Here is a 22,870-nt window from a genome sequence, read left to right as displayed (position 1 = left end):
CATCGGCGGCGCCTCGGGCAGGTCACACGTCGAGGAAGCGGACGTCCTTGGCGTTACGGGTGATGAAGCTGCGGCGGGCCTCCACGTCCTCGCCCATCAGCACGCTGAACAACTCGTCGGCCGCGGCCGCGTCGTCCAACGTCACTTGACGAAGCACCCGGACACTGGGATCCATGGTGGTCTCCCAGAGTTCCTTCGGATTCATCTCGCCCAGACCCTTGTAGCGCTGGATGCCGTCGTCCTTGTTGATCTTCTTGCCCGCGGCGAGACCGCGTTCCAGCAGGCCGTCGCGTTCCCGGTCGGAGTAGGCGAACTCCGGCTCGCTGCGCTGCCACTTCAGCTTGTACAACGGCGGCTGCGCCAGGTAGACGTGCCCATGCTCGACCAGCGGGCGCATGAAGCGGAAGAGCAGGGTCAGCAGCAGCGTGGAGATGTGCTGGCCGTCGACGTCGGCGTCGGCCATCAGCACGATCTTGTGATACCGCAGCTTGCTGATGTCGAACTCGTCGTGGATGCCGGTGCCGAACGCGGTGATGATCGACTGGACCTCGTTGTTCTTGAGGACCTTGTCGATGCGCGCCTTCTCGACGTTGATGATCTTGCCGCGCAGCGGCAGGATCGCCTGGTACATCGAGTCGCGGCCGGACTTGGCCGAGCCGCCCGCGGAGTCGCCCTCCACGATGTAGATCTCGGACTTGCTCGGGTCCTTCGACCGGCAGTCGGCCAGCTTGCCGGGCAGTCCGCCCAGGTCGGTGGCGGACTTGCGGCGCACCAGCTCGCGGGCCTTGCGGGCGGCGACGCGGGCCTGCGCCGAGGACACCGCCTTGTTGACGATGGTCTTCGCGTCGGCCGGGTTGGCCTCGAACCAGTGGGTGAGGTGCTCGTTGCAGGTGCGCTGCACGAACGACTTCACCTCGGTGTTGCCCAGCTTGGTCTTGGTCTGGCCCTCGAACTGCGGCTCGCCGACCTTGACGCTCACGATGGCGGCCAGGCCCTCCCGGATGTCGTCACCGGTGAGGTTGCCGTCCTTCTCCTTGATGAGCTTTTTGTCCTTGGCGTACTTGTTGACCACAGTGGTCAGCGCCGCGCGGAAGCCCTCTTCGTGCGTACCGCCCTCATGGGTGTTGATGGTGTTGGCGAAGGTGTGCACCGACTCCGAGTAACCGGAGTTCCACTGCATCGCGACCTCGAGTTCGTGGCCGGTGCCCTTACCGGTGAACGCGACGACCGAGTTGTGGATCGGCTGCTTGGTCCGGTTGATGTGACGGACGAAGTCCTCCAGACCGCCCGGGTAGTGGTAGGTCCGGGACTTCACCTTGTGCTCGGCGGGCGCTGCGCCCTCTTCGGCGTGCTTGGGCGCCTCGGCGGTTTCGCTGACCACCTCGTCGGTGATCTCGGTGTCGCTGACCCGCTGGTCGGTGAGGACGATGGTGAGACCCTTGTTCAGGAACGCCATCTCCTGCAACCGGCGCGCGACGGTCTCGAAGTTGAAGGTGGTGGTCTCGAAGATGTCCGGATCCGGCCAGAACCGGATGGTGGTACCGGTCCGCTTCGTCGGCTCGCCCTGGATGAGCTTGCCGGGCTTCGCGTCCTTGTATTCCTGGGTCCAGTGATAGCCACCGGTGTCGATCTCGGCCTCCAGCCGCGTCGACAGCGCGTTGACCACGGAGATGCCGACGCCGTGCAGACCACCGGACACCGCGTAGGACTCGGAGTCGAACTTGCCGCCCGCGTGCAGCTGGGTCATGACGACCTCGATGGTCGGGATACCCTGCGCGTGCATCTCCACCGGGATGCCGCGGCCGTCGTCGATCACTTCGACGCCGCCGTCGGCCAGCAGAGTGACCTCGACCTTCGTCGCGTATCCGGCCATCGCCTCGTCGACGGAGTTGTCGACGACCTCCCAGATCAGGTGGTGCAGACCGCGCTCACCGGTGGAGCCGATGTACATGCCCGGACGCTTGCGAACCGCCTCGAGTCCCTCGAGAACCGTGATGGAGGAGGCACCGTAGTCCTGCTTCCCGGTCGCTCTGGTCGAACCCGATGCGTTGGAGTCTTTGGCAGCCACTGGTCGGTAGCTCTCCTTACTTGCTGATCCCGGCATAGAGCGATCGGACAGCACACGTGGGGCCCTGGTGATGCCTGCTGGAGAATTAGGGTCCACGCGCGGACTGTGCGGAACGCGCCGAAGGTATCGCCGCTAGTTACGTCACCATCCTACTGGTACAGCCAACTTACAACCCACCTCCGACACCCCTCACGGCGGCGTGGATGCGAGAAATCGGAATTCGGTGACTCGGTTCCGCCTCCCGCCGGTTTCGATCCATCAGAAGTGGGCTGAGAGATGCGTTGGCAGGGCGAACCTTCGAGCGCCCGGGATCAGCGAGCGGCGTCGACCCGAGCGATGAACGCGGCGGTGTGGCGCGCCAGCTCCGCTGGGTGTGAGATCGGCGACCAGTGCCGCGCCGGGATCTCGACCCGGCTCAGATGCGGCACCCACCGGTCGGCCTCGGCGTTCACCACGGGCCGCACGGCGCGGTCGCCGGTGGCCACGATCAACTGGACGGGCACCTCGATCGGGCGCGGTCGGGGATGACGCAGGTGGGTCCGGATGTTCGCTCGATAGAGCTTCAGGTTGTTGACCATATCTGTGCGCAGCGTCGGCGCCGTCTCTACCAGCGCGGGGTCCAGGCCGTCGAAGAACGCGAGGAATCGCGGCCAGCGGCTGGACAACACGCGCAGTGCCGGATCCGGCAGCTTGGGGATCTGGAAGGCGACGGTGTAGGCCGAGGCCACGGCTTGGGTCAGCGCGCCGCGCAGCCGCGCCGAGGTGAGCGGTCCACGCAGATAGGCGCCGAGGAAATCCAGATTCGGACCGGACACCGAGGTGAAGGACGCGATGACGGATGCGGCGTCCGTAGCGGCCACCAACTCCCACCCGATCACCGATCCCCAGTCGTGCCCGAGGACGTGCACCCGCTCACCGGGCGCGACCGCGGCGATGACCGCGCGGACATCCGCCGCGAGCTCTTCGATCCGGTAGGCCTCGACCGCTTCCGGCGCCGAACTGCTCCCCGCGCCACGGTTGTCGAAGGCGATCACGCGATGACGGCCGCCGAGCAGGCCCGCCACCCGGCTCCACAGCAGATGAGTATCGGGCCAACCATGGATCAGCAGTATCGGAACACCCTCGGGATTGCCGCACTCGTAGACCGCGAGCTCGACGTCGCCTCGGTGAACCGTCCGGGTCGCAGTCGCGGGGAACGGGCCGACCGAGGTGGTGATCGTCATCGAGATTCCTTCTGCGCGGACGCTTCGATCCGACGCCGTGGGCTTCCGATGGGACGTCGAACCGGGGCGTTCCACGTGAAACGCCCCGAATAAACGTAACACTCGGTATCAGATACTGGCCACCGTGGTCATCCGTAGGTGTCGCGCGGTCCGCGACCTTTGATATGACGCTCGCCCTTGCGCCAGCTCGGCGCAGCGGGCCCCGAGATCTTCAGTGAGGTCACCACCCCCTGCCCGACCGCGGCATTGATCTTCGCGAGGATCTGGCTTTGCAGCATCCGCAGCTGCGTCGCCCAGGCGGTCGACTCGGCGGAGATACTCAATACGCCGTCCTTCAGGGTGACCGGTGTGGCGTGCGCGGCGATGTCCTCGCCGACCACGCCCGCCCAGCGACCGAAGACCATGCCCTCGGCGACTCGGTTCGACCAGCCGCGGCTCCTGGCGATGGAGCCGGCCAGCTTGGACAACAACTGTGGATCGCGATCATCCGGACCCGCGCCCGACCATCCGGTTCGTCTGCGGCCACCCGTTCGCAGCCTGCGCTGAGGCGAGGAACGCCCCTGACCGACGGATTTTCCGCTCGCCCGTGCCGCCGCACGCGCTTCCTCCAGGGCACGCCGGGCCAGGTCGATTCCGCGCAGTTCGGGTTCCGGTCCGGTGGATTCGGCGGATCCGGGCTCCGGAGGCTGATCGCTCATCGCCCCTCTTTCTCCGCGTCCGATGATTTGTCCCCAGCTTCGATCGAGTTGTCCCCAGCCGTCGCACAAGGTTGCCTGCATCGAGAATCCCGCCTACTGCCTGCCGCAGGCAGCGGTTTGAACGCTCTGTTCCCCGCCCAAACTGGCTTTTTCCGGCAAAGTTCGATGACTTGCTCAGCTGTTGCTGGGTGAGGTTTCGGGGAAGCGGGCAAGCGTGACCGGACGAGTTTTCCACAGGTGTTGGGGAATCGGTCTCAACTGTTGAGAACTCGATCGACGATCCCGACGAGAGGTCACTGTAGTGGACCGGGGCGGTGTATGGCGATTCTGTCCACTTCGCCTGTGGATGGCTAGGGCGCCCGCGATTCCGTCGATCCGGTGACCGGATCACGTTCGCCCTCGGCTGCCGGAGGCGTGGCGTGGTCCTGCCGTTGTTTGCCGTCGAAACCTCCGCTGCCGGACCGATCCTCGGCGAGGATCCGCGAAACACGGCCGTCGGGGCCACCCGCCGTCTCGACGCGCAGCGGCAGCGCGGCGAGTTCGCCGGGCACGTCCTCCGGCACGGCCGCTGTGATCAGCACTTGTTCCGCGCTCGCGGCGACGGCCGCCAGCGCGGCGCGGCGACGCCGGTCGAGCTCGGCGAACACGTCGTCGAGCAGCAGGACCGGTTCGGCGCCGGTGGCGCGCAGCAGCTCGAACGCGCCCAAGCGCAATGCCAGCGCGAACGACCAGGACTCGCCGTGACTGGCGAACCCCTTCGCGGGCGAATCGCCCAACACCAGGTCCAGGTCGTCGCGGTGCGGACCGATCAGGCAGACACCACGTTCGAGTTCCCTCGGACGCGCGGCGGCGAGTTCACGCAGCATGATCGCCGCGAGCTCCTCGGTGTCCTCCGGGCGTGGAGGCCTGGCCGGATCCAGGAACTCGGGGGGAAGCGCGGCGCTGCGATACGCGATCGACGCGGGCCGGGATTCGGGGGCGATCGACGCATAGGACTGGGCGAGATAGGGCGCGAGATCGTGCACCAAACGCAGCCGTTGGACGAGCAGGACGGACGCATGCTCGGCGAGGTGCCCGTCCCACACGTCCAGAGTGCTCAGGTCGGCCTTCGACCTGGCCTGTCGCCCAGCGGTTTTCAACAGCGCCGAGCGCTGGCGCAGCACCCGGTCGTAGTCGCTGCGGACCGCGGCCAGCCGGGGGAGGCGACTTGTGCACAACTCGTCCATGAATCGACGGCGTTCCCCGGGATCGCCGCGGACCAGAGCGAGATCCTCCGGGGCGAACAACACCGTCTGCAGGATCCCCAGGATCTCCCGGGTCCGGCGGACCGGCGAGCGGTTGATCTGCGCGCGGTTCGCACTGCCCTGATTCAGCTCGACATCGATGCGCAGCTCGCGGCCGGCGTTGACCACCGTGGCGCCGATCCGGGCGCGCTCGGTCCCGGTCCGGATCAACGGAGCTTCCGTGGCGACGCGATGCGACCCGAGCGTGGCCAGGTAGCCGATCGCTTCCAGCAGGTTCGTCTTGCCGTTGCCGTTCGATCCCAAGAAAACGGTTCGACCTGGGGATAAATCCAGTTCGGCATGCTCCCACGAGCGGAAGTCACGCAGCGACAGAGCTCGGACGAACATCCGCTATCGCGCCCCTGCCTGCGTCGAAGCGGACATTTCCGCCGGTGGAAGCATTGCTGGCGCGTCCTGCGCATGCCGCTCGGCGAGCCATACCCCTGTGGAACACCTGTGGATAAAGTGGATCCTCCGCTTTGCGGCGACCGATTTCTCTGCCGTCGCTGGGAATTCTCCAGCGACGGCACCGCTCACCCGCGCTGGATCACGCGGAGCGGATCCGCCGGGAACCAGATCGTGCACAGGCGATCAGCCCGGGAGCCGGACCGGCATCAGCAGATAGATGTACGGGCTCGACAGCGCCGCGAACGTCCCCGAGTCGAGTACCTCGGGCTCTTCCTCCGACGCGGGCAGCAGCACGGCGGGCCTGCTCGGCGTGGTGAAGCCGAAGGTGACCCGGTCGGCGTGCAGCGCGGACAGGCCGTCGATGAGATAACCGGGATTGAACGCGATGGTCAGGGATTCGCCGCGGAAATCCGCCTCCAGCCACTCCTCGGCCCGGCCGGCATCGTCGCCGCCCGCCGACAGCAGCAGGCCGTCGGCGGAGAACTCCAGCCGCACCTGCGCGCCGCGTTCGGCGACCAACGCGACGCGCTTGATGGCGTCGGTGAGCGCGGCGACGGCCAGGGTGGCGATCGAGGTGTGCTCCTTGGGGAGCAATTGGCGGAACTTGGGGAATTCCGCGTCCAGCAGGCGGGTGGTGGTCCGGCGGCCCGCGTTCACGATGCCGAGCAGGCCGTCCGACCCCGCACCGGTGCCAAGGGACAGCTGGACGGGCGCGTCGGAGGGTCCGAGCGTCTTGGCGGCCTCCGACAGCGTCCTGGCCGGAATGAGTACCGAAGTCTCGATATCTGCGCGTGCGGGCTGCCATTCGATGTGCCGGACGGCGAGGCGGAACCGGTCGGTGGCCGCGAGCACGACCTGCGATCCCTCGATCTCCACCCGGATACCGGTCAGCATGGGCAAGGTGTCGTCGCGGCCGGCGGCGACGGCGACCTGACCGACCGCCTCGGCGAAGACATCCACGCTCAGTGCACCGGTCTGCTGAGGCACCTCGGGAAGTTGGGGATAATCCTCCACCGGCATGGTCGGCAGGGAGAACTTCGCGCTGCCACAGGTGATCAGCACGCGCGTGCCGTCGACGGAGACGTCGACGGGCTTGTTGGACAGCGCCTTGGTGATGTCGGCGAGCAGACGACCGGAGACCAGCACCTGCCCGGGACCCGCGACCTCGGCCGCGACCCGTACCTGTGCGGAGACCTCGTAGTCGAAGCCGGAGACGGTCAAGCCGTCCTCGTCGGCGACCAGCAGCACACCGCCGAGTACCGGAACCGGCGGCCGGGACGGAAGACTGCGCGCCACCCAGGCGACGGACTCGGCGAAATCCTCGCGGGCGACCCGAAACTTCATGCTTGCAAGCTCCATCGCCCGATCTGTCCTCTCCCGGTTCCGTGATCTGTTGTCGGCTCGTCAGTGTCGGTGCTCGAAAGGGTCCTGCCGAATCGGCCGCCTTCGAAGTCTGGCACAGGCGACCGACATCAAACCGTACCCGCGCGAGGGACATGCACCTAGCCCGACCCTCCGGTGCCGCCGATGGCCGAGCCACGAGCGGACACGAGCGGGGCGGCGAGGGAGATCGGGCCGGGCGTGCGGTGGTCGGGCGGACGCCGCCGGCGATCGGTCGTCGGGACGGGTGATCCCGCTCCGGGTCGGTCCCTCTTCTTTGCCGGAAACCGGGAGCGGACGGCGAAGTGCGTCGCTCGACCGACTTTCCACACACCCTGTTTTGAAGAGAGATCTCTAATGAAAAGAACTGAAGTAGTAGTAGGCGCTGTGGATTCTGTGGACTGCGGCCGAAACCGCTGTTCAGGGGGCGTGGTGCCGTGGGGATGGCCATGGAGTGTCTCGAGGATGAACACGAGGCGTCTGTGGAGATTCCGTGGTTGTCCCAGATTCATCCCCGAGCGCTCCTCGAGTTGTTCCACCGGATTCACCCGGTTGTTCACACATGTGCACGAGATCGTGGACAGCTCGAGGAATCCTCGAGGACTCCACACGGACTCCTCGAGGATTCCACAAGGCCCGATCCGGACACTCCCCTGGTCAGCGGCTGTGCGCAACTCTGCCTGGGGAAACTGTTGAATTCGCCCTGTGAGTGAACTCGAGGGAGCGGTTGCCCCGACCTGTGCACGGATCCGTGGACAAACCGGTGGATTCCTCGAGGACTCCACAAGGATTCCTCGAGGAATCCACAACCCACAAAAAAGCACCGCCCCAGGTCAGGGGCGGTGCTCAGATGTGGATAGCGCTCAGCGGGAGCGCTGCTTGATCCGGGCTGTGAGTTCTTGCACCTGGTCGTAGACGCGGCGCCGCTCGGTCATCTCCTTGCGTACCTTCTTCTCCGCGTACATCACCGTGGTGTGGTCGCGGCCGAATGCCTGGCCGATCTTCGGCAGGGACAGGTCGGTCAGCTCGCGGCAGAGGTACATGGCGATCTGCCTGGCTTGGGCCAGCGGCCGCGCCTTACCTGGACCGGTGAGTTCTTCGAGTGTGGTGTTGAAATACTCCGCAGTGACGGCCATGATCGTGGCCGCGTTGATCTCCAGGGCCGCGGTGTCCGGCATCAGATCGCGCAGCACCACTTCCGCCAGCGGAAGGTCCAGCGGCTGGCCGTTCAACGAGGCGAACGCGGTCACCCGGATCAGCGCGCCCTCCAGCTCGCGGATGTTGCGCTCCACCCGGCTTGCGATCAGTTCCAGCACGTCGTGCGGTACGTCGAGCCGGTCCATCCGCGCCTTCTTCCGCAGGATGGCGATGCGGGTCTCCAGCTCCGGCGGCTGTACGTCGGTGATCAGTCCCCATTCGAATCGGGTCCGCAGCCGCTCTTCGAGTGTGGCCAGTTGCTTGGGCGGACGATCCGAGGAGACGACGATCTGCTTGTTGGCGTTGTGCAGGGTGTTGAAGGTGTGGAAGAACTCCTCTTGGATGCCTTCCTTGCCCTCGATGAACTGGATGTCGTCGACCAACAGGATGTCGGTCTCGCGGTAGCGGCGCTTGAACGCGACCTTGCGGTCGTCACGCAGGCTGTTGATGAAGTCGTTGGTGAACTCTTCGGTCGAGACGTACTTGACCCGCATGCCGGGGAAGAGACGCTGTGCGTAATGGCCGGCCGCGTGCAAGAGATGGGTCTTGCCCAACCCCGATGCGCCCCAGACGAACAACGGGTTGTAGGCCCGAGCCGGGGCTTCGGCGATGGCGACGGCCGCGGCATGCGCGAAGCGGTTGGACGCGCCGATGACGAAGGTCTCGAAGGTGTACTTCGCGTTCAGACTTGCCGAGGACGTCGACGGAGCGGGTGCTTCCTGCGACTTGGCGAAGTAAGTGGGCCAGGAGTTGCGGACATTGACCACGGGCTCGTCGTCCTGGTCGCGGTCACCCACCGGCTCGCGCACCGGATCGTGCGCCAAGCCCGTGTCGTCGTCGGTGGTCTCGCGCATCGGCGCGCGCAGCGGGCCGCGCACACCGCTCGGCGACGGCTCCGGATTGAACAGTGACTCTTGCCCCGGAGGGATGGCGGGCTCTCGCCGCGGCGGAAGCCCGGGTTCGCGGCGCGGCGCGGCGTCGGGCCCGGACATCATGGGCAGCTCGGCCGTCGTGGCGTACTCACCGCGCGGTGGATAGTCGGCGTGCGCGTACTCCGGCTGGCGGTACTCCTCCGGCGGCGCGAAGTCCTGCCCGTATTCGGTGCCCGGGTAGTCGGAGCCGTCGTGGTACGCGGGCGCCGCAGGAAAGTCGGTGGGCTGTGCATAACGTGGCCCCGGGTAGGCATCGCGACCGGGAAACTCCGAACCCGGGTAGGCGGCGGGAGCACGGCCCTCTCGGTTGCGCTCCGGCCTGCTCGTCATCCGCGCGTGCCGCGGCGTGTTGGTCTGCCGGTCGACGGTCGGGGTGGTCGGGGCGGCGATGCGAACGCCGAGCCCTTCCACCTGAGGCCCGAGCCGACGGCCGAGGGAACGGAGGATGGGCTCGCGCAGATCGCGTTCGATGGCCTCCTGGGCCAGCGACGAGGGCACGGAGAGCAGCGCGAACCCCTGTGCGACCGTCAGCGGCTTGACCAGCTTCAGCCAAGCCTGCTGTGCTCGGGTCACCGGAGGAATAGCGCCGTCGGGCGACCCGGTGGTCAGCTCGGTGACAACCTCGGGCCACACCGTGGCCAGCACGTTCTGCTCGTCGTCCATGCAGTTTCCTCCCCGGAGTAGGTCGATAGGAGCAGACGGCCGGGGCACGCGTGGAATGTGATGCTCGGGATGGATCCCGTAATCCTGCGTACGTCCGTAACCGGTTCGGACGCTGCCCGGGTCCCCCATCTGGACAGCGGCGTGGCACCGTCGGCCCTACGAATATGCCACTCCAGGGGTCTTTCCACACAATTATCCACAGATGTGGAGAACCCTCGGGAACTGTGAAACGCGCGTACGCGCGGGAAGGGCAACGCCACGACCTGGGGTTCTGCAGCAATCGCCTGGCTACGTACCTTAGTGGTGCGGGGTGCGCGATGGCTAGGGGTGTGGACGAACTCACGGTCATTGCCAGAATGCCTGAATCCGGCGAGCCGATTCCGCCTGGTCGCTGGGGGCGAGCGAAGCGATGGGGCGAGTTTGACCCGCCCCGAGCCGATCAGTACCCTCGTACAGTCACCCCTTGGTGCGGTGGCGGTCTTGTGCTGACCGCGTTTAGGTCGTGATCGACCGACTGTGCGCCAGGACCGACGCGCGCCGATGATGACCAGACCTGCGATTCATTCGCGCAATATACGTATCACCGACAAGCTTCGGGCACTACCTGGTGCCCGCCTACTCGAGGAGTGTTGACCGTGGCCAAGGGCAAGCGGACGTTCCAGCCGAACAACCGTCGTCGGGCGCGGGTTCACGGCTTCCGCCTCCGGATGCGCACCCGTGCGGGCCGCGCCATCGTGTCGGCGCGTCGCCGTAAGGGCCGCGCCTCCCTCACTGCCTGATCCTCGCTCTCGGACGCTCGGGTGTTGCCTGAGCCGTATCGGTTGCATCATCGTGCCGACTTCTCCCGGACGGTGCGCCGCGGCCAGCGAATCGGGAGGCGTGATCTGGTCGTACATGCGCTCGCGCACGGGTATGACGGAATCGTGGGCGCGAATGGACGACACGATCAGGTCCCGGACGACGTGCTGATCCGCGTGGGCGGACCGCGCTTCGGGCTGATCGTCAGCAAGGCGGTGGGCAACGCGGTGATTCGACATCGCGTCGCCCGCCGCCTGCGTCATATGTGTGCCCAGGTGGTCGACGAATTGCCCGCCGAGACCGATGTCGTCATCCGCGCGCTTCCTGGCGCCGCTACAGCGTCGTCGGACGACCTGCTGCGCCAGCTGCGCACCGCACTGCGCAAGCTCGGCGTCGGCGCTCAGGCGGGTATGTCGACGGGTGGCCTGGCATGAGCCTCTGGGCGAAGATCGCCAGACTGCCCGCGAACGTGCTGATCTTTTCGATCGAGCTGTATCGGACCTACGTCTCCCCCACCCGCATGCCGGTGTGTCGATTCACCCCGACCTGTAGTGAGTACGCGGTGACCGCATTGCGCACTCGGGGCCTGTTCATGGGGCTCTTACTGACGGTCGTGCGCTTGGCCAAATGCGCGCCCTGGCACCCTGGTGGGTGGGACCCCGTCCCGGAGCGGAAGCGGAGTACGCATCGCGCCGAGCCGGCGGAAGGGGCAGCGACCGACGCGACGTCGCAGGAAACGAGCCTGCTCACCGGACCGCGGTCGGAGCCGAAAGCTTGTAAAGGATCGCCGCACGCGGTGATCGGCGACACGAACGACGGGAGTGCATAGAGCCGTGCTCGACTTCATCTATTACCCGGTGTCCTGGATCCTCTGGTTCTGGCATCGGGTCTTCGGGTTCGCGTTCGGCGCGGACAACGGTCTCACCTGGGCGCTGGCCGTGGTGTTCCTGGTGTTCACCTTGCGCCTGGTGCTCTACAAGCCGTTCGTCAAGCAGGTGCGCACCACAAAGCAGATGCAGGAACTGCAACCGCAGATCAAAGAGCTGCAGAAGAAGTACAAGAACGACCGTCAGAAGATGGCGGTCGAGATGCAGAAGCTTCAGAAGGACAACGGCTTCAACCCGCTGATGGGCTGCCTGCCGATTCTCGCTCAGGTGCCGGTGTTCCTCGGACTCTTCCACGTGCTGCGCTCGTTCAACCGGACCGGGCACGGTATCGGCCAGCTCGGAATGACGCCGGAGCAGAACGCGAACACCGCGAACTACGTCTTCAGCGCCGCCGATGTCCAGTCCTTCCTGAGCGCTCGCATCTTCGGTGCGCCGATCTCGGCGTTCATCACCATTCCGCCCCCCCAGTTGCAGGCCTTCGCCGACTACGGCGGCGTGCCGACCAAGTTGAGCATCGCGCTCGTCGCGATCCCCCTGATGGTCATCGCCGGTATCGCCACGCACTTCAACGCGCGTGCTTCGGTCGCGCGGCAGACGCCGGAAGCCGCGGCCAACCCCCAGGCCGCGATGATGAACAAGCTCGCGTTGTGGGTGTTCCCGCTCGGCGTGCTCGTCGGTGGCCCGTTCCTGCCGATCGCCATCCTGCTGTACTGGGTCTCCAACAACATCTGGACCTACGGGCAGCAGCACCTCGTGTTCGGCCGCATGGCGAAAGAAGAAGAGGCCAAGAAGCAGGCGAAGCTCGAGCAGCGCGCGCAGAACGCGCCCAAGCCCGGAGCCAAACCGGTCAACGTGAAGAAGAAGCCGACCGCCGCCGCTGCCGATGCCGCGTCGGACGAGGACACTGCTGTCGCGTCGACGAACGGCACTGCGAAGCCGCCGAAGCAGTCGGCGGGCCAGCGGCGTCCGGCCGGGCAGAAACGGCCGGGCAACCGGGGCAGGGCGAACCAGAAGCGCAAGCGCTGATCGCACCATCGGTGGGCCGAGTCGCCCACCTCGATCGCTGAGCAACCCCTTGATCGCGAATACCGCCCGGCGGCGATTGCCCGGCGCGCGCGATGAGCAGATGAAGGAAATCAAATGACTGTTGAGACCGACGGAGGGGACGCCACCGTGGCGACGACGACGGCGAACGCCGGAGCGGACACCGACGATGTCGTGAATGATGCCGAGGAAGCGCTCATCGAAGAAGGCGAGATCGCGGGCGACTATCTCGAACAGTTGCTCGACGTGCTGGACTTCGACGGCGACATCGATCTCGACGTGGAAGGCGATCGCGCCGTGGTGAGCATCGACGGCGGACGTGACCTGACCAAGCTCGTCGGACGTAACGGTGAGGTGCTCGACGCGTTGCAGGAACTGACCCGGCTCGCCGTCCAGCAAGCGACCGGAGTGCGGAGCCGGCTGATGCTGGACGTGGCGGGTTGGCGAGCCAAGCGGCGGTCCGAGCTGAGTGAACTCGGCGCAGCGGCGGCGCAGCGCGTACTGGACTCCGGTGAGCCGGAGTCGCTGGCACCCATGACTCCGTTCGAGCGCAAGATCGTGCACGATGCGGTGGCGGCCGTGGAGGGCGTCAGCAGCGAGAGCGAAGGTGTGGAACCGAACCGGCACGTGGTGGTCGTTCCCGGCTGAGTCGCGACATCCCCGGAGCGGGCGGCGTGTTTCGCGGCCCGGATGGGTAGTGGTTGGATAGGGCCTCTGGTCTTCGGACCGGGGGCCTTGTTCGTGTCCGGAGCCCGATTGCTCGTTCGTAGATCGACCCGAGTTCGGAAGGATGTTTCACGTGGAACGAGATCTCGGTGGAACCACCGCGGAGCCCGTGGAGTTGGAGCCACCCGCGTCGGCGGCGACCGTCTTCGGCGACCGACTCGATCTCGCGCGTCGATATCACACGGCGCTCGCGACCGTGGGCGTGGAGCGCGGACTGATCGGCCCGCGCGAGGTGCCCCGCCTCTGGGATCGCCACATCCTCAACTGTGCGGTACTCGGCGAGTTGATCGCCGAGGGCGCGTCCGTGGTCGATATCGGCAGCGGTGCGGGCCTGCCGGGCATCCCGCTCGCCATCGCGCGTCCGGATCTCCGGATCACTCTGGTCGAACCACTGCTGCGCCGCACGATCTTCTTGAGCGAGTTCATCGAATCGGTCGGACTGGACGTGACCGTGGTGCGAGGGCGCGCGGAGCAGTCGGGTGTGATGAAGGAGGCCGGTGGCGCGGACGTGGTCACGTCCCGCGCGGTGGCCCCGCTCGGGAAACTCGCCCAATGGTCCCTTCCTCTCCTCCGCGACCACGGGCACATGCTCGCCCTCAAGGGAGCGAGCGCGGCCGAGGAACTCGAACGCGATGGCGACGCGCTGACGAAGGCCGGCGCAGGTAACGCGGTCGTCCTGGAATGTGGCGTCGGTCTGGTGGCGACGCCCACGATGGTGATCAGCGCGGAGCGCCTCCCCCGCGCTGAGCGAGCCACCCGACGGCGCGCCGAACGAGCGGTCGAGCGTGGTGGAAAGGCCGTCCGCGCCGCGACGACGGAGCGTGCGCGTAAGCGTGCGGCACGCAAGGCCAAGTAGAAGCTTCGATCGCGAAGACTCGACCGTCGACCTCGGGCCTGGGATCGTTTCGTCACTCTGACGGAATGGCCCGGACGCGCGTCGGGTGGATTCGGCGGGCGATCTATCCGAACTTGATTTGCTTTCTTTCGATCCGTCGGCTGGACGGAGGGGTCCCATGCGGTACGTCCGTCTGGAACGGCGTGGCCGCTTGGTGGCTGAAGTCGAGGCGTGCGTCTGCCGTGGCCGGCACCTGAGCGAGGATCGGCAGGCAGCCCATCAGCGGGTTGAAGCCGTTGTCCTGTGATCAGCGCTTGCGCTTCTGATTCGCCGTAAGGGCCGCGCCTCCCTCACTGCCTGATCCTCGCTCTCGGACGCTCGGGTGTTGCCTGAGCGAAGTTCCATGCGAGCGCGTCCGAGTCACACTCGACTTCATCGGGGTGCGTCTCGAACTACACCTCGAGCATGAGACAGGAGTGGGTTGCGGACCTAGCGGGCGCTACTCGGATCAGGAGGCCGCGGCCCATGTTTCACGTGAATCAAAGTCCCCCGGAACGAGTCCGCCGGAATCCTGAGCGCGTCTGGAATTGCCGCCCGATGTTTCACGTGAATCGGTCTTGCCCCCGCTGGAGACGCGATCAGTCTCCCAACACAACTGAGGGGCAATACGTGTGGCGCTCTGGCCGCTGCGTCACTCGCGAAGCGCGACAACGCATACCTCGGCGCCGGCAGTTCTGTCGATGCGCGACTGAGCTCAATCCATTCGAAGTAGCGCGGGGCAGTGTGCCGGTCCGAGGTCGTCAGCCGAAGCATCTGAACCAGCTCGGTCGAACAGCCACTGCGAGTAGTCATCCGCGATCCGCGATCGGTCACGCGGCATGCCTGCTGTCCCACGCACCGTCCGGCGGCAATGTTTCATGTGAAACAGCGCGCGCGTCGAGGCGAATTCGTGCGGATTTGCGTGTCGCTTTGCGCCTCGCCGCGATTCAGCTTTCTTAAACCGCTCAGTGCTGGCAAGCTAGTGTGCGTCGGGCGTGAGCGTAGGTGCCACGAGGGATCTGGTTGTCACAGCGGCGCGCAGCTCCGCTCGGTCGATCGGGCGCCGCGGAGCCAGTTGTGCATCGTGTTCGAACCGACAAAGGCTGTTGCAGATACGACGCCGACCCGTCCCGTCGCGCGCACGTGTTCTGAAGTTTCTCGGGTTAGGAGCTGTCTATGTCGAGCGGTCCGGCGAATGTTTCACGGGAAACAACGTCGCGCGTGCCGGGGATGCTGGACTCCAGCAATTTCGACACGGAGGCATTCGGAAGTACGCCGTTCGGGCACATCTCCCCCAGCGAGACCCCGATAGCCGCCGAAGCCCAACGTGCAAGTCAGGTCCTCCATCCAGGAAAGGTGACTGTGCCGAAACCCCACGAGCAACGGATCATCACGATCGCCAATCAGAAAGGCGGCGTCGGGAAGACGACCACCGCCGTGAATCTGGCGGCCGCCTTGGCGCATCAGGGGATGACGGTGCTTGTGATCGACCTCGATCCGCAGGGCAACGCCAGCACCGCCCTGGGTATCGAACACCACTCGGGTGTCCCCTCCAGCTACGAGCTGCTCATCGGCGAGGTCTCGGTCAGAGACGCTATCCAAACGAGTCCGCACAGCGAGCGACTCCTCTGCATCCCCGCGACCATCGACTTGGCGGGCGCCGAGATCGAACTCGTGTCTATGGTGGCCCGGGAGGGGCGCCTGAAAGCCGCTATCCAAGAGGCGAATATCGCCGGATACGACATCGACTACGTGATGATCGACTGCCCGCCTTCCTTGGGCCTGCTGACGGTCAACGCGCTCGTCGCGGCGAAAGAGGTGCTGATCCCGATTCAGTGCGAGTACTACGCGCTGGAAGGCGTGGGTCAGCTACTTCGCAATATCGGCTTGGTGCAGGCGCATTTGAACCCGGAACTGCACGTCTCGACCGTGATCCTCACGATGTACGACGGGCGCACCAAGTTGGCCGACCAGGTCGCCGAGGAGGTTCGCGGGCACTTCGGCGATGTCGTACTGCGCTCGGTGATTCCACGCAGCGTGAAGGTGTCGGAGGCGCCTGGTTACGGCATGACGGTGCTCGATTATGATCCAGGCTCCCGGGGCGCGATGAGCTACCTGGACGCCGGACGCGAAATGGCGGCCCGCGCGGTGGCCCCGCGTGTCGCCGCGACGAAGTCGGCGGAGTGACTCGGCCGGCCGGGTCGACGCTCGGCACAGTGCGGTTCGGTAGCGGAATGAGGAAGGGGTCGGTAGACCGATGAGTCAGGCGAAGAAGGGTGGTCTCGGGCGCGGTCTCGCCGCGCTGATCCCGACGACACCGACGGCATCACCGGGCCTCAGTAGCGCTGCGGCGAGTGTTATCGGTCTGGATCCGGTCGGGCCGCAGCCCCCCTCGGCCTACCTGCACCGGGTACCGGATCCCGCCGACAACGCCGAACTGGAAGCAGGCGGCGCCGTCTACCGGGAGATCCCGCCGGACCAGATCGAGCCGAATCCCAAGCAGCCGCGTACGGTCTTCGAAGAAGACGCGCTGGCCGAGCTGGTGCATTCGATTCGCGAATTCGGTTTGATGCAGCCGATCGTGGTGCGCCGGACCGAACCGGGTGTGGACCGCTATCAGCTGGTCATGGGCGAGCGGCGGTGGCGGGCCTGTCAGGAGGCGGGCCTGGCCGCGATTCCCGCGATCGTCCGGGAGACCGCGGACGAGTCCATGCTGCGCGACGCCCTGCTGGAGAACATCCACCGGGTGCAACTGAACCCGCTCGAAGAGGCGGCGGCCTACCAGCAGCTGCTGGAGGAATTCGACGTCACTCACGAAGAATTGGCTTCGCGAATCGGTCGCTCTCGCCCCGTCGTGACGAATATGATCCGTCTACTGAAGTTGCCGATCCCGGTGCAGCGCCGGGTCGCGGCGGGCGTACTGTCCGCCGGGCACGCGCGGGCACTGCTCGGTCTCGAAGCGGGTGCGGACGCTCAAGAGGTGCTCGCCGCCCGGATCGTCGCCGAGGGACTCTCGGTCCGGGCTACCGAGGAAGCCGTCATGCTGGCGAACCGAGAGCAGGACGCGGCCGTGCCCTCTCCCGTCGCTCGGCGCAAGCCGATCGAGATGCCAGGCCTACAAGCCGTGGCCGAACGGCTGTCCGGTTCCTTCGACACCCGGGTTCTCGTGAGTATGGGCAAGCGCAAAGGCAAGATCGTCGTCGAGTTCGGGTCGGTCGAAGACCTCGAACGGATCGTCGCCCTGATGGAGCAGAACGCACCCGCAGTGTGACAGAAGTGACGAAATTTAACTTGTGGTTTCGATAGGTGCGAGTACCCGGCCGAAACGTCACTGTGACGGCAGGGGTACGGCACGGCTGCGAGCGTCTATCGCTCCCGGCGGAGCAACACAAGTTCTTCCGACCAACAGCACAGCGACATGGAATGAGGCAGGTTCCCGTTGATCGCTTATTCTTGCTGGCGAGCAAACATTGATGCGACGTGAGCGTGGATGAATCGGACAGCTGGAGGCTGAGCAGAGCGGTGTCGACCAGCGTCACAGCACTAACCCTCGGCGGACTCGAGAAGCTTCCCGCGCATGCGCGGCGCTGTGTCTTCTGGGAGATGGACCCCGCCGTGGCCGAGGACTCGCGCAACTTCAGCGATCCGGTGTTCGAGAAGGAAGCCTGGCTGTCCACGGTCATGCTGGAGTGGGGTTCGTGCGGGCAGGTGGCGAACGTCGACGGCAACGTCGCCGGCTGCGCCTTGTACGCGCCACCGAGCGCCGTGCCGCGCGCCACGCTCTTCCCCACCTCCCCCGTGAGCCCGGACGCGATCCTGTTGACCACGCTGCGGGCCGAATTCCCCTATCAGGATGCCGATGTCGCCCACAGCCTGGTTCAGGCCGTGGTGTCCGATCTGGTGCGTCGCGGCGTGCGCGCCCTGGAGGCTTTCGGTATCCGCACCGACCCGACCACGCAGGCACTCTCGGAGCGGTCCGGCTCGATGACACTGCTCGAGCGGATCGTCGCGCCGATCAAGAATGCGAACCCGGCGGGCGCGACGACCGAATGCTCACCCGAGAGTTGCATGATCGATGCCGACTTCCTGGAGGACGTCGGCTTCGAGGTCGTGGCCCCGCATCACCGATTCCCGCGCTTGCGGTTGGAGCTCGCCTCCGATCACGGCTGGAAGGAAGACGTTGAACGGGCGCTGGATCAGCTGCTCGCGGCGGCGTCGATGACCGCGCCGACTCGTATCGGAGCGCGTTGAGCTGAACATCGAAGCGCCCCCTGCCGGTCTGGAAAGGGCAGGGGGCGCTTCGACTTACGAAAGACCGATGGCTACATCCGGTCGGCGGCAGCCAGCTCTTCGGCCAGCAGTTCCGCGAAAGTGTATGTGCCGGTGGGCTGGTCGTCCTGACCGAGCAGGTACAGCCGCTTCACCGAGATCAGAATGGCTTCGGCGATCACGTCGCGCATGCGCGGGTTTGTGAGCACCGAGGCATCGTATTCGTTTGTCAGATAACCGATGTCGACCTGCACGGTGGGCATCTTGGTGAGACGCAGCAGATCCCAGGTTCGCGCGTGAGTGCGGCAGTCCTGCAACGACGTTCGGGCGACGACCTCGCGCTGGATGAACCCGGCCAGCACCTGCCCGATCATGGACACCGAGCCGTGTGAGTTGCCGAAGTAGAACCCGGCAACGCCGTTGGCGAGCGGGCTCGGGTTAGCGGCACAGCGCAGGGAGATCATCAGATCGGCGTCGAAGGCGTTGGATGTTTCCGCGCGTTCGGCGTCGGTGGGGTTGGCGCCCCACGGCCGCGACAGGAAGGTCTCCATGCCCGTGGCAGCCATCCGCCCCTCCAGACGGCTGGCGAGATCCCACAGAATCTCCGACTCGTAGACGTCGCCGTACTCGGTGGGCACGGCACCACCCTTGTCCGGACCGCCGAGACCCGGATCGATGACGATCCGCTTGCCGGTCAGCTGCGGCCCAGCCCGGTGCACGACCTCTTCCTCAGCGATCCGGTGTGGATTGCCGCCGGTCACCCTGGCGCCGAGCAGGTCGAGCGAGCGCAGCGTGTCGGGACCGCAGATGCCGTCGGCCGACAGGCCGATCTCCCGCTGGAAGGCGGTCAGCGCGTCGTGGGTGTGCGGACCGAAGTAGCCGTCGACCCGGTGCACGTAGAAGCCGAGGTCCTGCAGCCTGCGCTGGAGCGTGGCCACATCGTCGCCGTACAGCGGCGCGGACAGCTGATAGATCAGCGTGCGCGCGCCGAGTCGGTAGGACGCTTCCTTCAGTGCCCGGTAGGTCGCCGGACCGACCACACCGTCGACGAGTAAACCGCGATGCTGTTGGAACGCGCGAACCGCGGAGTCGAGGTGATGGTCGAAGGACACTTCGGTGTCCTTCCAATATTCGCGTGCGTCCGCGTTGTCGGCAGCGATGTGCGCGTGTAGGAACCCGAGGCTTGCCAGGGTGCTCCGAACCTCTGCAACGGCTGGACCGGAATCGCCGTGACGAAGTCGGTGCATGCGTGAGAGCCCTTTCCTTCCGTCAAACCCGCGGGTACCCACTCATGCGATGGGATACACCTTCGCACGACCGGAGCGTCGGTCGATTGTCTCAGACCCGGACCGGGTTTCGACAATCCCCGGGTCCAGGCATCCTACGGCGCGTCCTCAGATGACGTCTTCGAGTTCGCGCAGAAGAGCCGCTTTGCCCTTCGCTCCGACGATCTGCTTGACCGGCTTACCGCCGCGGAACAGCATCATAGTGGGCAGCGAGAGGATCTGATAATCGCGGGCGGTGCTCGGGTTGGCGTCCACATCCAGCTTCGCGACGGTCAGCTTGTCCGCGTGCGCGCCCGCGATCTCCTCCAGGACGGGCGCGACCATCTTGCACGGGCCGCACCAGTCGGCCCAGAAATCGACGAGGACCGGCTTCTCACTCAGCAGCACGTCGTCGGCGAAGGACGCGTCGGTGACGGTGACCGTGTTGGCGGACTCGGACATGGGTGTTCTCCTTGCGATACAGCGAGACGGAAAGGTATGGCTCGTCCAGCGCGAGCTCAGTTGGCGGCCACCGACTCACCCGCGTGGGCGAGGGTGTTCGAGGTGATGTCGCCCTGCTCGGCCAACCAGCGCTCGGCGTCGATGGCCGCACGGCAGCCCGTGCCCGCGGCGGTGATCGCCTGCCGGTAGGTGTGGTCGACGAGATCACCCGCGGCGAAGACGCCGGGGATCTCGGTCGAGGTTGTGGGGTGCTGTACCAGCACGTATCCTTCGTCGTCCAAGGCGACCTGGCCCTTGACGAGTTCGCTGCGCGGATCGTGGCCGATCGCGACGAACAGGCCGGTGGCGGCCAGCTCGGAGGTTTCGCCGGTCCGGGTGTCACGCAGGGTCAGATGGGTGACGCTGTTCTCCCCGTGCACCTCGGCCACCTCGGCGTTGAGCACGAACTTGATCTTCTCGTTCGCCTTCGCCCGTTCCAGCATGATGCGGGAGGCGCGGAACTCCTCGCGGCGGTGCACGATGGTGACGCTGGAGGCGAACTTGGTCAGGAAGGTCGCCTCTTCCATCGCGGAGTCGCCGCCGCCGACCACCACGATGTCCTGGCCCTTGAAGAAGAACCCGTCGCAGGTGGCGCAGGCGCTGACACCGCGGCCGAGCAGCCGCTGCTCGCCCGGAACGTTCAAGTAGCGCGCGGCCGAGCCCATGGCGAGAATCACGGCGTAGGCGTGGAAGGTCTCGCCGCCGACGACGACCTTCTTGATCGGGCCGGTCAGGTCGACCGCCTCGACGTCCTCGGTGCGGATGTCCGCGCCGAACCGCTTGGCCTGCTCGCGCATCTCCTCCATGAGATCCGGGCCCATGATGCCGCCGCGGAAGCCGGGGAAGTTCTCGACCTCGGTGGTGGTCATCAGCGCACCGCCGAACTGGGTCCCCTCGAACTGCAACGGCTGGAGCTCGGCGCGGCCCGCGTAAACGGCGGCCGTGTAGCCGGCGGGGCCGGAGCCGATGATGATCAGGTCGCGAACTGGCGTGCCGGTGTCGCTTTTTTGCTCGCTACGCTCGCTCATGGGGCCCTTCCGGGGAGATTCGATCGGACGTGTCGGTCAACAACAGGGTAATGGCTGTTGTTCCCGCGTCGGCGGGGGTCACACCGCGCGGGTGGCCCAGATCGCAAGGTCAGCCGATGTCCTGCAGCGCCTTGCGCTGAGGATCGCCGGTAGCGCAACCGGTCCCGACGACCAGCGCGGTGATCTGCGGCGGGCGGGGGCCGTTCAGCAGGATGAGCACCGCGTTGCCGCCCTGGAATCGGATGTCGGTCGAGCCGAGGATCGTGCGGTCCAGGCCGTTCGCCCGTACGCAACGCTCGAGCGCTTCCGGGCCGGCCAGGGCTCCGGTGACGTTGTGCCTGCCCAGCGCGCCGAGGGCCACGGTGGCGGTGAGATCGTCACCCCAGTCGTCTTTTCCCGATGTCGGCTGCGCCGTGGGCGCTGGGTCGTCTCCGCTGCGCATCGTCGAAGCCCACACACCCGCGCCGACGACGGCGACGATCGCCGCGGCTGCCGCGGCCAACCAGCGCAACCTGCCGCGGCGACGCTCGTCCAGAGCCACCGGCGCGGATTCGAAATCTTTTGCTTCGCCCACGGATTCGCTTACTTGCGGGGGCGGAAACTCATGAACCGTGGCGCCTTCGGGTGGCTCCAGCTCGCCGACGAACCGCGCGAGCCGGGCCGCCACGTCTTCCGGCATCGGATGGACTATGCGCTCGTCCCCACCCAAGGCACGCAGCTCGGCACTCACGTCATCCAGCGCGCGCAGATACCGCACCGCTTCCGGGTCGCGCGAGACGATCGGCCACAACTGCTCGCGCTGCGCGGGCGTTACGTTGTCGGCATGTAGGTCAGCCAGCAATTCGGACGCGAACGGAGGCTGCGGCACGGACTCGGTAGCCATCGCACCTCCGTCGTTCGCATCGGACATCGCGGGGACCCCCTCGCCTACGGGGCCTGTCTCTGATTCGTTCAGTGGTTCGTCACTGTTAATGACGCATCCCAACTAACCCCGGTTCCCCGGATCACGCAGAAAATCCAATCGCTCTTTCAACCGCTGCCGCGCACGTGCGCACCGGCTCTTGATCGTCCCCTCGGGCACGCCGAGCAACGCCGCCGCTTCGGCAACGCTATACCCCTCCACATCCACCGCCACCAACGCGGTCCGCTGATCCGGCGGCAACGAAAACAACGCTCGATCGATGACCAACGACATCTCCACCTCGGCCATCTCGTCGCGGGTGTCCCTCGGCTCCGGCATCGACTCCGGCGCCAGCGACAATGCCCGCCTGGTCTTGTTCCGCCGGATCCGGTCCAGGCACGCGTTCACCACGATCGCGTGCAACCAACTGCGGACCTCCGCCTCGGCCCGGAACGAGCCCGCGGTGCGATGCGCCGACAAGAGCGCGTCCTGTAGTGAATCGGCCGCATCCTCACGCGTGTAGGAGGTGCGCAGCGCGGTCTGCCACAGATGATCGTTGTGTCTGCGCAGTAACTCCGCGAACGCGTACCGCTCACCGGCGACGTGCGCCCGCAACAACTCCACATCGGTGCGTTCACCGAGTTCGAAGGCGCGCTCGCGACACATCACCGGCTGCGACGCCCCCCTGCCGAGCTCCTCGTTCACTTCGGACGACAAATGCCAAC

19 protein-coding genes and 1 pseudogene are annotated in these 22,870 nt (G+C 66.3%); 9 read left to right on the top strand and 11 right to left on the bottom strand.

What is annotated here, in order from left to right:
- Positions 1–22: 22 nt before the first annotated feature.
- The 6 genes and pseudogenes from gyrB to dnaA form a co-directional block, all read right to left on the bottom strand.
- Positions 23–2,068 (bottom strand): DNA topoisomerase (ATP-hydrolyzing) subunit B, encoded by a 2,046-nt coding sequence (gene gyrB, locus ACIHAX_RS32100; RefSeq protein WP_356963234.1) that lies wholly within the window; start codon positions 2,066–2,068, stop codon positions 23–25.
- A 311-nt stretch (positions 2,069–2,379) separates the two neighbouring features.
- Positions 2,380–3,291: an alpha/beta fold hydrolase gene (locus tag ACIHAX_RS32095; protein WP_397281376.1), complete on the bottom strand. Its 912-nt coding sequence runs from the start codon at positions 3,289–3,291 to the stop codon at positions 2,380–2,382.
- 128 nt (positions 3,292–3,419) lie between these two features.
- On the bottom strand, positions 3,420–3,989 hold the full coding sequence (locus tag ACIHAX_RS32090) for a DUF721 family protein (RefSeq protein ID WP_355073426.1): 570 nt from the start codon (positions 3,987–3,989) through the stop codon (positions 3,420–3,422).
- A gap of 464 nt (positions 3,990–4,453) precedes the next feature.
- A pseudogene (recF, locus tag ACIHAX_RS32085) lies at positions 4,454–5,620 on the bottom strand (DNA replication/repair protein RecF); the annotation flags it as partial.
- A 243-nt stretch (positions 5,621–5,863) separates the two neighbouring features.
- Positions 5,864–7,039 (bottom strand): DNA polymerase III subunit beta, encoded by a 1,176-nt coding sequence (dnaN, locus tag ACIHAX_RS32080; protein ID WP_355073428.1) that lies wholly within the window; start codon positions 7,037–7,039, stop codon positions 5,864–5,866.
- Positions 7,040–7,923: 884 nt separating this feature from the next.
- Positions 7,924–9,852: a chromosomal replication initiator protein DnaA gene (dnaA, locus tag ACIHAX_RS32075; protein ID WP_355073430.1), complete on the bottom strand. Its 1,929-nt coding sequence runs from the start codon at positions 9,850–9,852 to the stop codon at positions 7,924–7,926.
- A 635-nt stretch (positions 9,853–10,487) separates the two neighbouring features.
- Between dnaA and rpmH the strand changes: the two genes are divergently transcribed.
- The 9 genes from rpmH (at position 10,488) to ACIHAX_RS32030 (ending at position 18,432) form a co-directional block, all read left to right on the top strand.
- Positions 10,488–10,631 carry a 50S ribosomal protein L34 gene (gene rpmH, locus ACIHAX_RS32070; protein WP_006550910.1) on the top strand — a complete coding sequence of 48 codons (144 nt, stop codon included), beginning with the start codon at positions 10,488–10,490 and terminating at the stop codon, positions 10,629–10,631.
- A gap of 21 nt (positions 10,632–10,652) precedes the next feature.
- On the top strand, positions 10,653–11,084 hold the full coding sequence (gene rnpA / locus ACIHAX_RS32065) for a ribonuclease P protein component (RefSeq protein WP_355073434.1): 432 nt from the start codon (positions 10,653–10,655) through the stop codon (positions 11,082–11,084).
- On the top strand, positions 11,081–11,479 hold the full coding sequence (gene yidD, locus ACIHAX_RS32060) for a membrane protein insertion efficiency factor YidD (protein WP_355073436.1): 399 nt from the start codon (positions 11,081–11,083) through the stop codon (positions 11,477–11,479). The genes rnpA and yidD overlap by 4 nt, the downstream gene beginning before the upstream one ends.
- Positions 11,480–11,483: 4 nt before the next feature.
- The gene (yidC, locus tag ACIHAX_RS32055; RefSeq protein ID WP_355073438.1) at positions 11,484–12,563 is read left to right on the top strand and encodes a membrane protein insertase YidC; all 1,080 of its coding nucleotides are present in this window, start codon (positions 11,484–11,486) and stop codon (positions 12,561–12,563) included.
- A gap of 114 nt (positions 12,564–12,677) precedes the next feature.
- Positions 12,678–13,229, top strand: coding sequence for a protein jag (locus tag ACIHAX_RS32050; protein WP_355073440.1), 552 nt, complete (start codon positions 12,678–12,680; stop codon positions 13,227–13,229).
- Positions 13,230–13,371: 142 nt separating this feature from the next.
- Positions 13,372–14,163 carry a 16S rRNA (guanine(527)-N(7))-methyltransferase RsmG gene (rsmG, locus tag ACIHAX_RS32045; protein WP_397281372.1) on the top strand — a complete coding sequence of 264 codons (792 nt, stop codon included), beginning with the start codon at positions 13,372–13,374 and terminating at the stop codon, positions 14,161–14,163.
- Positions 14,164–15,411: 1,248 nt separating this feature from the next.
- A complete protein-coding gene (locus ACIHAX_RS32040) occupies positions 15,412–16,368 on the top strand; it encodes a ParA family protein (protein ID WP_379250117.1) in 957 nt (318 codons plus the stop codon).
- A 70-nt stretch (positions 16,369–16,438) separates the two neighbouring features.
- Positions 16,439–17,452, top strand: a complete 1,014-nt coding sequence (locus tag ACIHAX_RS32035) for a ParB/RepB/Spo0J family partition protein (RefSeq protein ID WP_355073445.1) — start codon at positions 16,439–16,441, stop codon at positions 17,450–17,452.
- Between the two features lie 251 nt (positions 17,453–17,703).
- Entirely contained in the window at positions 17,704–18,432 is a 729-nt protein-coding gene (locus ACIHAX_RS32030) for a GNAT family N-acetyltransferase (protein ID WP_355073763.1), read from the top strand.
- A 71-nt stretch (positions 18,433–18,503) separates the two neighbouring features.
- Here ACIHAX_RS32030 and ACIHAX_RS32025 read toward each other — a convergent pair whose 3' ends face one another.
- The 5 genes from ACIHAX_RS32025 to sigM all read right to left on the bottom strand — a co-directional run bounded on the left by ACIHAX_RS32025 (position 18,504) and on the right by sigM (position 22,811).
- Complete coding sequence (locus ACIHAX_RS32025; protein WP_355073447.1) at positions 18,504–19,697, bottom strand: N-acetylmuramoyl-L-alanine amidase; 1,194 nt, start codon at positions 19,695–19,697, stop codon at positions 18,504–18,506.
- 147 nt (positions 19,698–19,844) lie between these two features.
- Positions 19,845–20,177, bottom strand: a complete 333-nt coding sequence (gene trxA / locus ACIHAX_RS32020) for a thioredoxin (protein WP_039803419.1) — start codon at positions 20,175–20,177, stop codon at positions 19,845–19,847.
- Between the two features lie 56 nt (positions 20,178–20,233).
- Complete coding sequence (gene trxB / locus ACIHAX_RS32015) at positions 20,234–21,244, bottom strand: thioredoxin-disulfide reductase (protein WP_355073449.1); 1,011 nt, start codon at positions 21,242–21,244, stop codon at positions 20,234–20,236.
- 109 nt (positions 21,245–21,353) lie between these two features.
- On the bottom strand, positions 21,354–22,127 hold the full coding sequence (locus tag ACIHAX_RS32010) for a hypothetical protein (protein WP_397281368.1): 774 nt from the start codon (positions 22,125–22,127) through the stop codon (positions 21,354–21,356).
- Between the two features lie 102 nt (positions 22,128–22,229).
- A complete protein-coding gene (gene sigM, locus ACIHAX_RS32005; RefSeq protein ID WP_355073765.1) occupies positions 22,230–22,811 on the bottom strand; it encodes an RNA polymerase sigma factor SigM in 582 nt (193 codons plus the stop codon).
- Positions 22,812–22,870 lie beyond the last annotated feature (59 nt).

The sequence above is a fragment of the Nocardia sp. NPDC051929 genome, from assembly GCF_044548645.1.
GTDB classification, from domain to species: Bacteria; Actinomycetota; Actinomycetes; order Mycobacteriales; family Mycobacteriaceae; genus Nocardia; species Nocardia sichangensis.
This window is presented reverse-complemented; position numbering and strand designations above follow the sequence as displayed.

Excerpts from the sequence above, each read along its gene's own strand:
- ACIHAX_RS32095 (WP_397281376.1), bottom strand. The coding sequence starts at position 3,291 with ATGACGATCACCACCTCGGTCGGCCCGTTCCCCGCGACTGCGACCCGG.
- rsmG (WP_397281372.1), top strand. The coding sequence starts at position 13,372 with ATGTTTCACGTGGAACGAGATCTCGGTGGAACCACCGCGGAGCCCGTG.
- ACIHAX_RS32025 (WP_355073447.1), bottom strand. The coding sequence starts at position 19,697 with ATGCACCGACTTCGTCACGGCGATTCCGGTCCAGCCGTTGCAGAGGTT.
- sigM (WP_355073765.1), bottom strand. The coding sequence starts at position 22,811 with ATGTGTCGCGAGCGCGCCTTCGAACTCGGTGAACGCACCGATGTGGAG.
- dnaN (WP_355073428.1), bottom strand. The coding sequence starts at position 7,039 with ATGGAGCTTGCAAGCATGAAGTTTCGGGTCGCCCGCGAGGATTTCGCC.
- trxB (WP_355073449.1), bottom strand. The coding sequence starts at position 21,244 with ATGAGCGAGCGTAGCGAGCAAAAAAGCGACACCGGCACGCCAGTTCGC.
- ACIHAX_RS32090 (WP_355073426.1), bottom strand. The coding sequence starts at position 3,989 with ATGAGCGATCAGCCTCCGGAGCCCGGATCCGCCGAATCCACCGGACCG.
- ACIHAX_RS32035 (WP_355073445.1), top strand. The coding sequence starts at position 16,439 with ATGAGTCAGGCGAAGAAGGGTGGTCTCGGGCGCGGTCTCGCCGCGCTG.
- trxA (WP_039803419.1), bottom strand. The coding sequence starts at position 20,177 with ATGTCCGAGTCCGCCAACACGGTCACCGTCACCGACGCGTCCTTCGCC.
- dnaA (WP_355073430.1), bottom strand. The coding sequence starts at position 9,852 with ATGGACGACGAGCAGAACGTGCTGGCCACGGTGTGGCCCGAGGTTGTC.
- ACIHAX_RS32010 (WP_397281368.1), bottom strand. The coding sequence starts at position 22,127 with ATGGCTACCGAGTCCGTGCCGCAGCCTCCGTTCGCGTCCGAATTGCTG.
- ACIHAX_RS32040 (WP_379250117.1), top strand. The coding sequence starts at position 15,412 with ATGCTGGACTCCAGCAATTTCGACACGGAGGCATTCGGAAGTACGCCG.
- yidD (WP_355073436.1), top strand. The coding sequence starts at position 11,081 with ATGAGCCTCTGGGCGAAGATCGCCAGACTGCCCGCGAACGTGCTGATC.
- ACIHAX_RS32050 (WP_355073440.1), top strand. The coding sequence starts at position 12,678 with ATGACTGTTGAGACCGACGGAGGGGACGCCACCGTGGCGACGACGACG.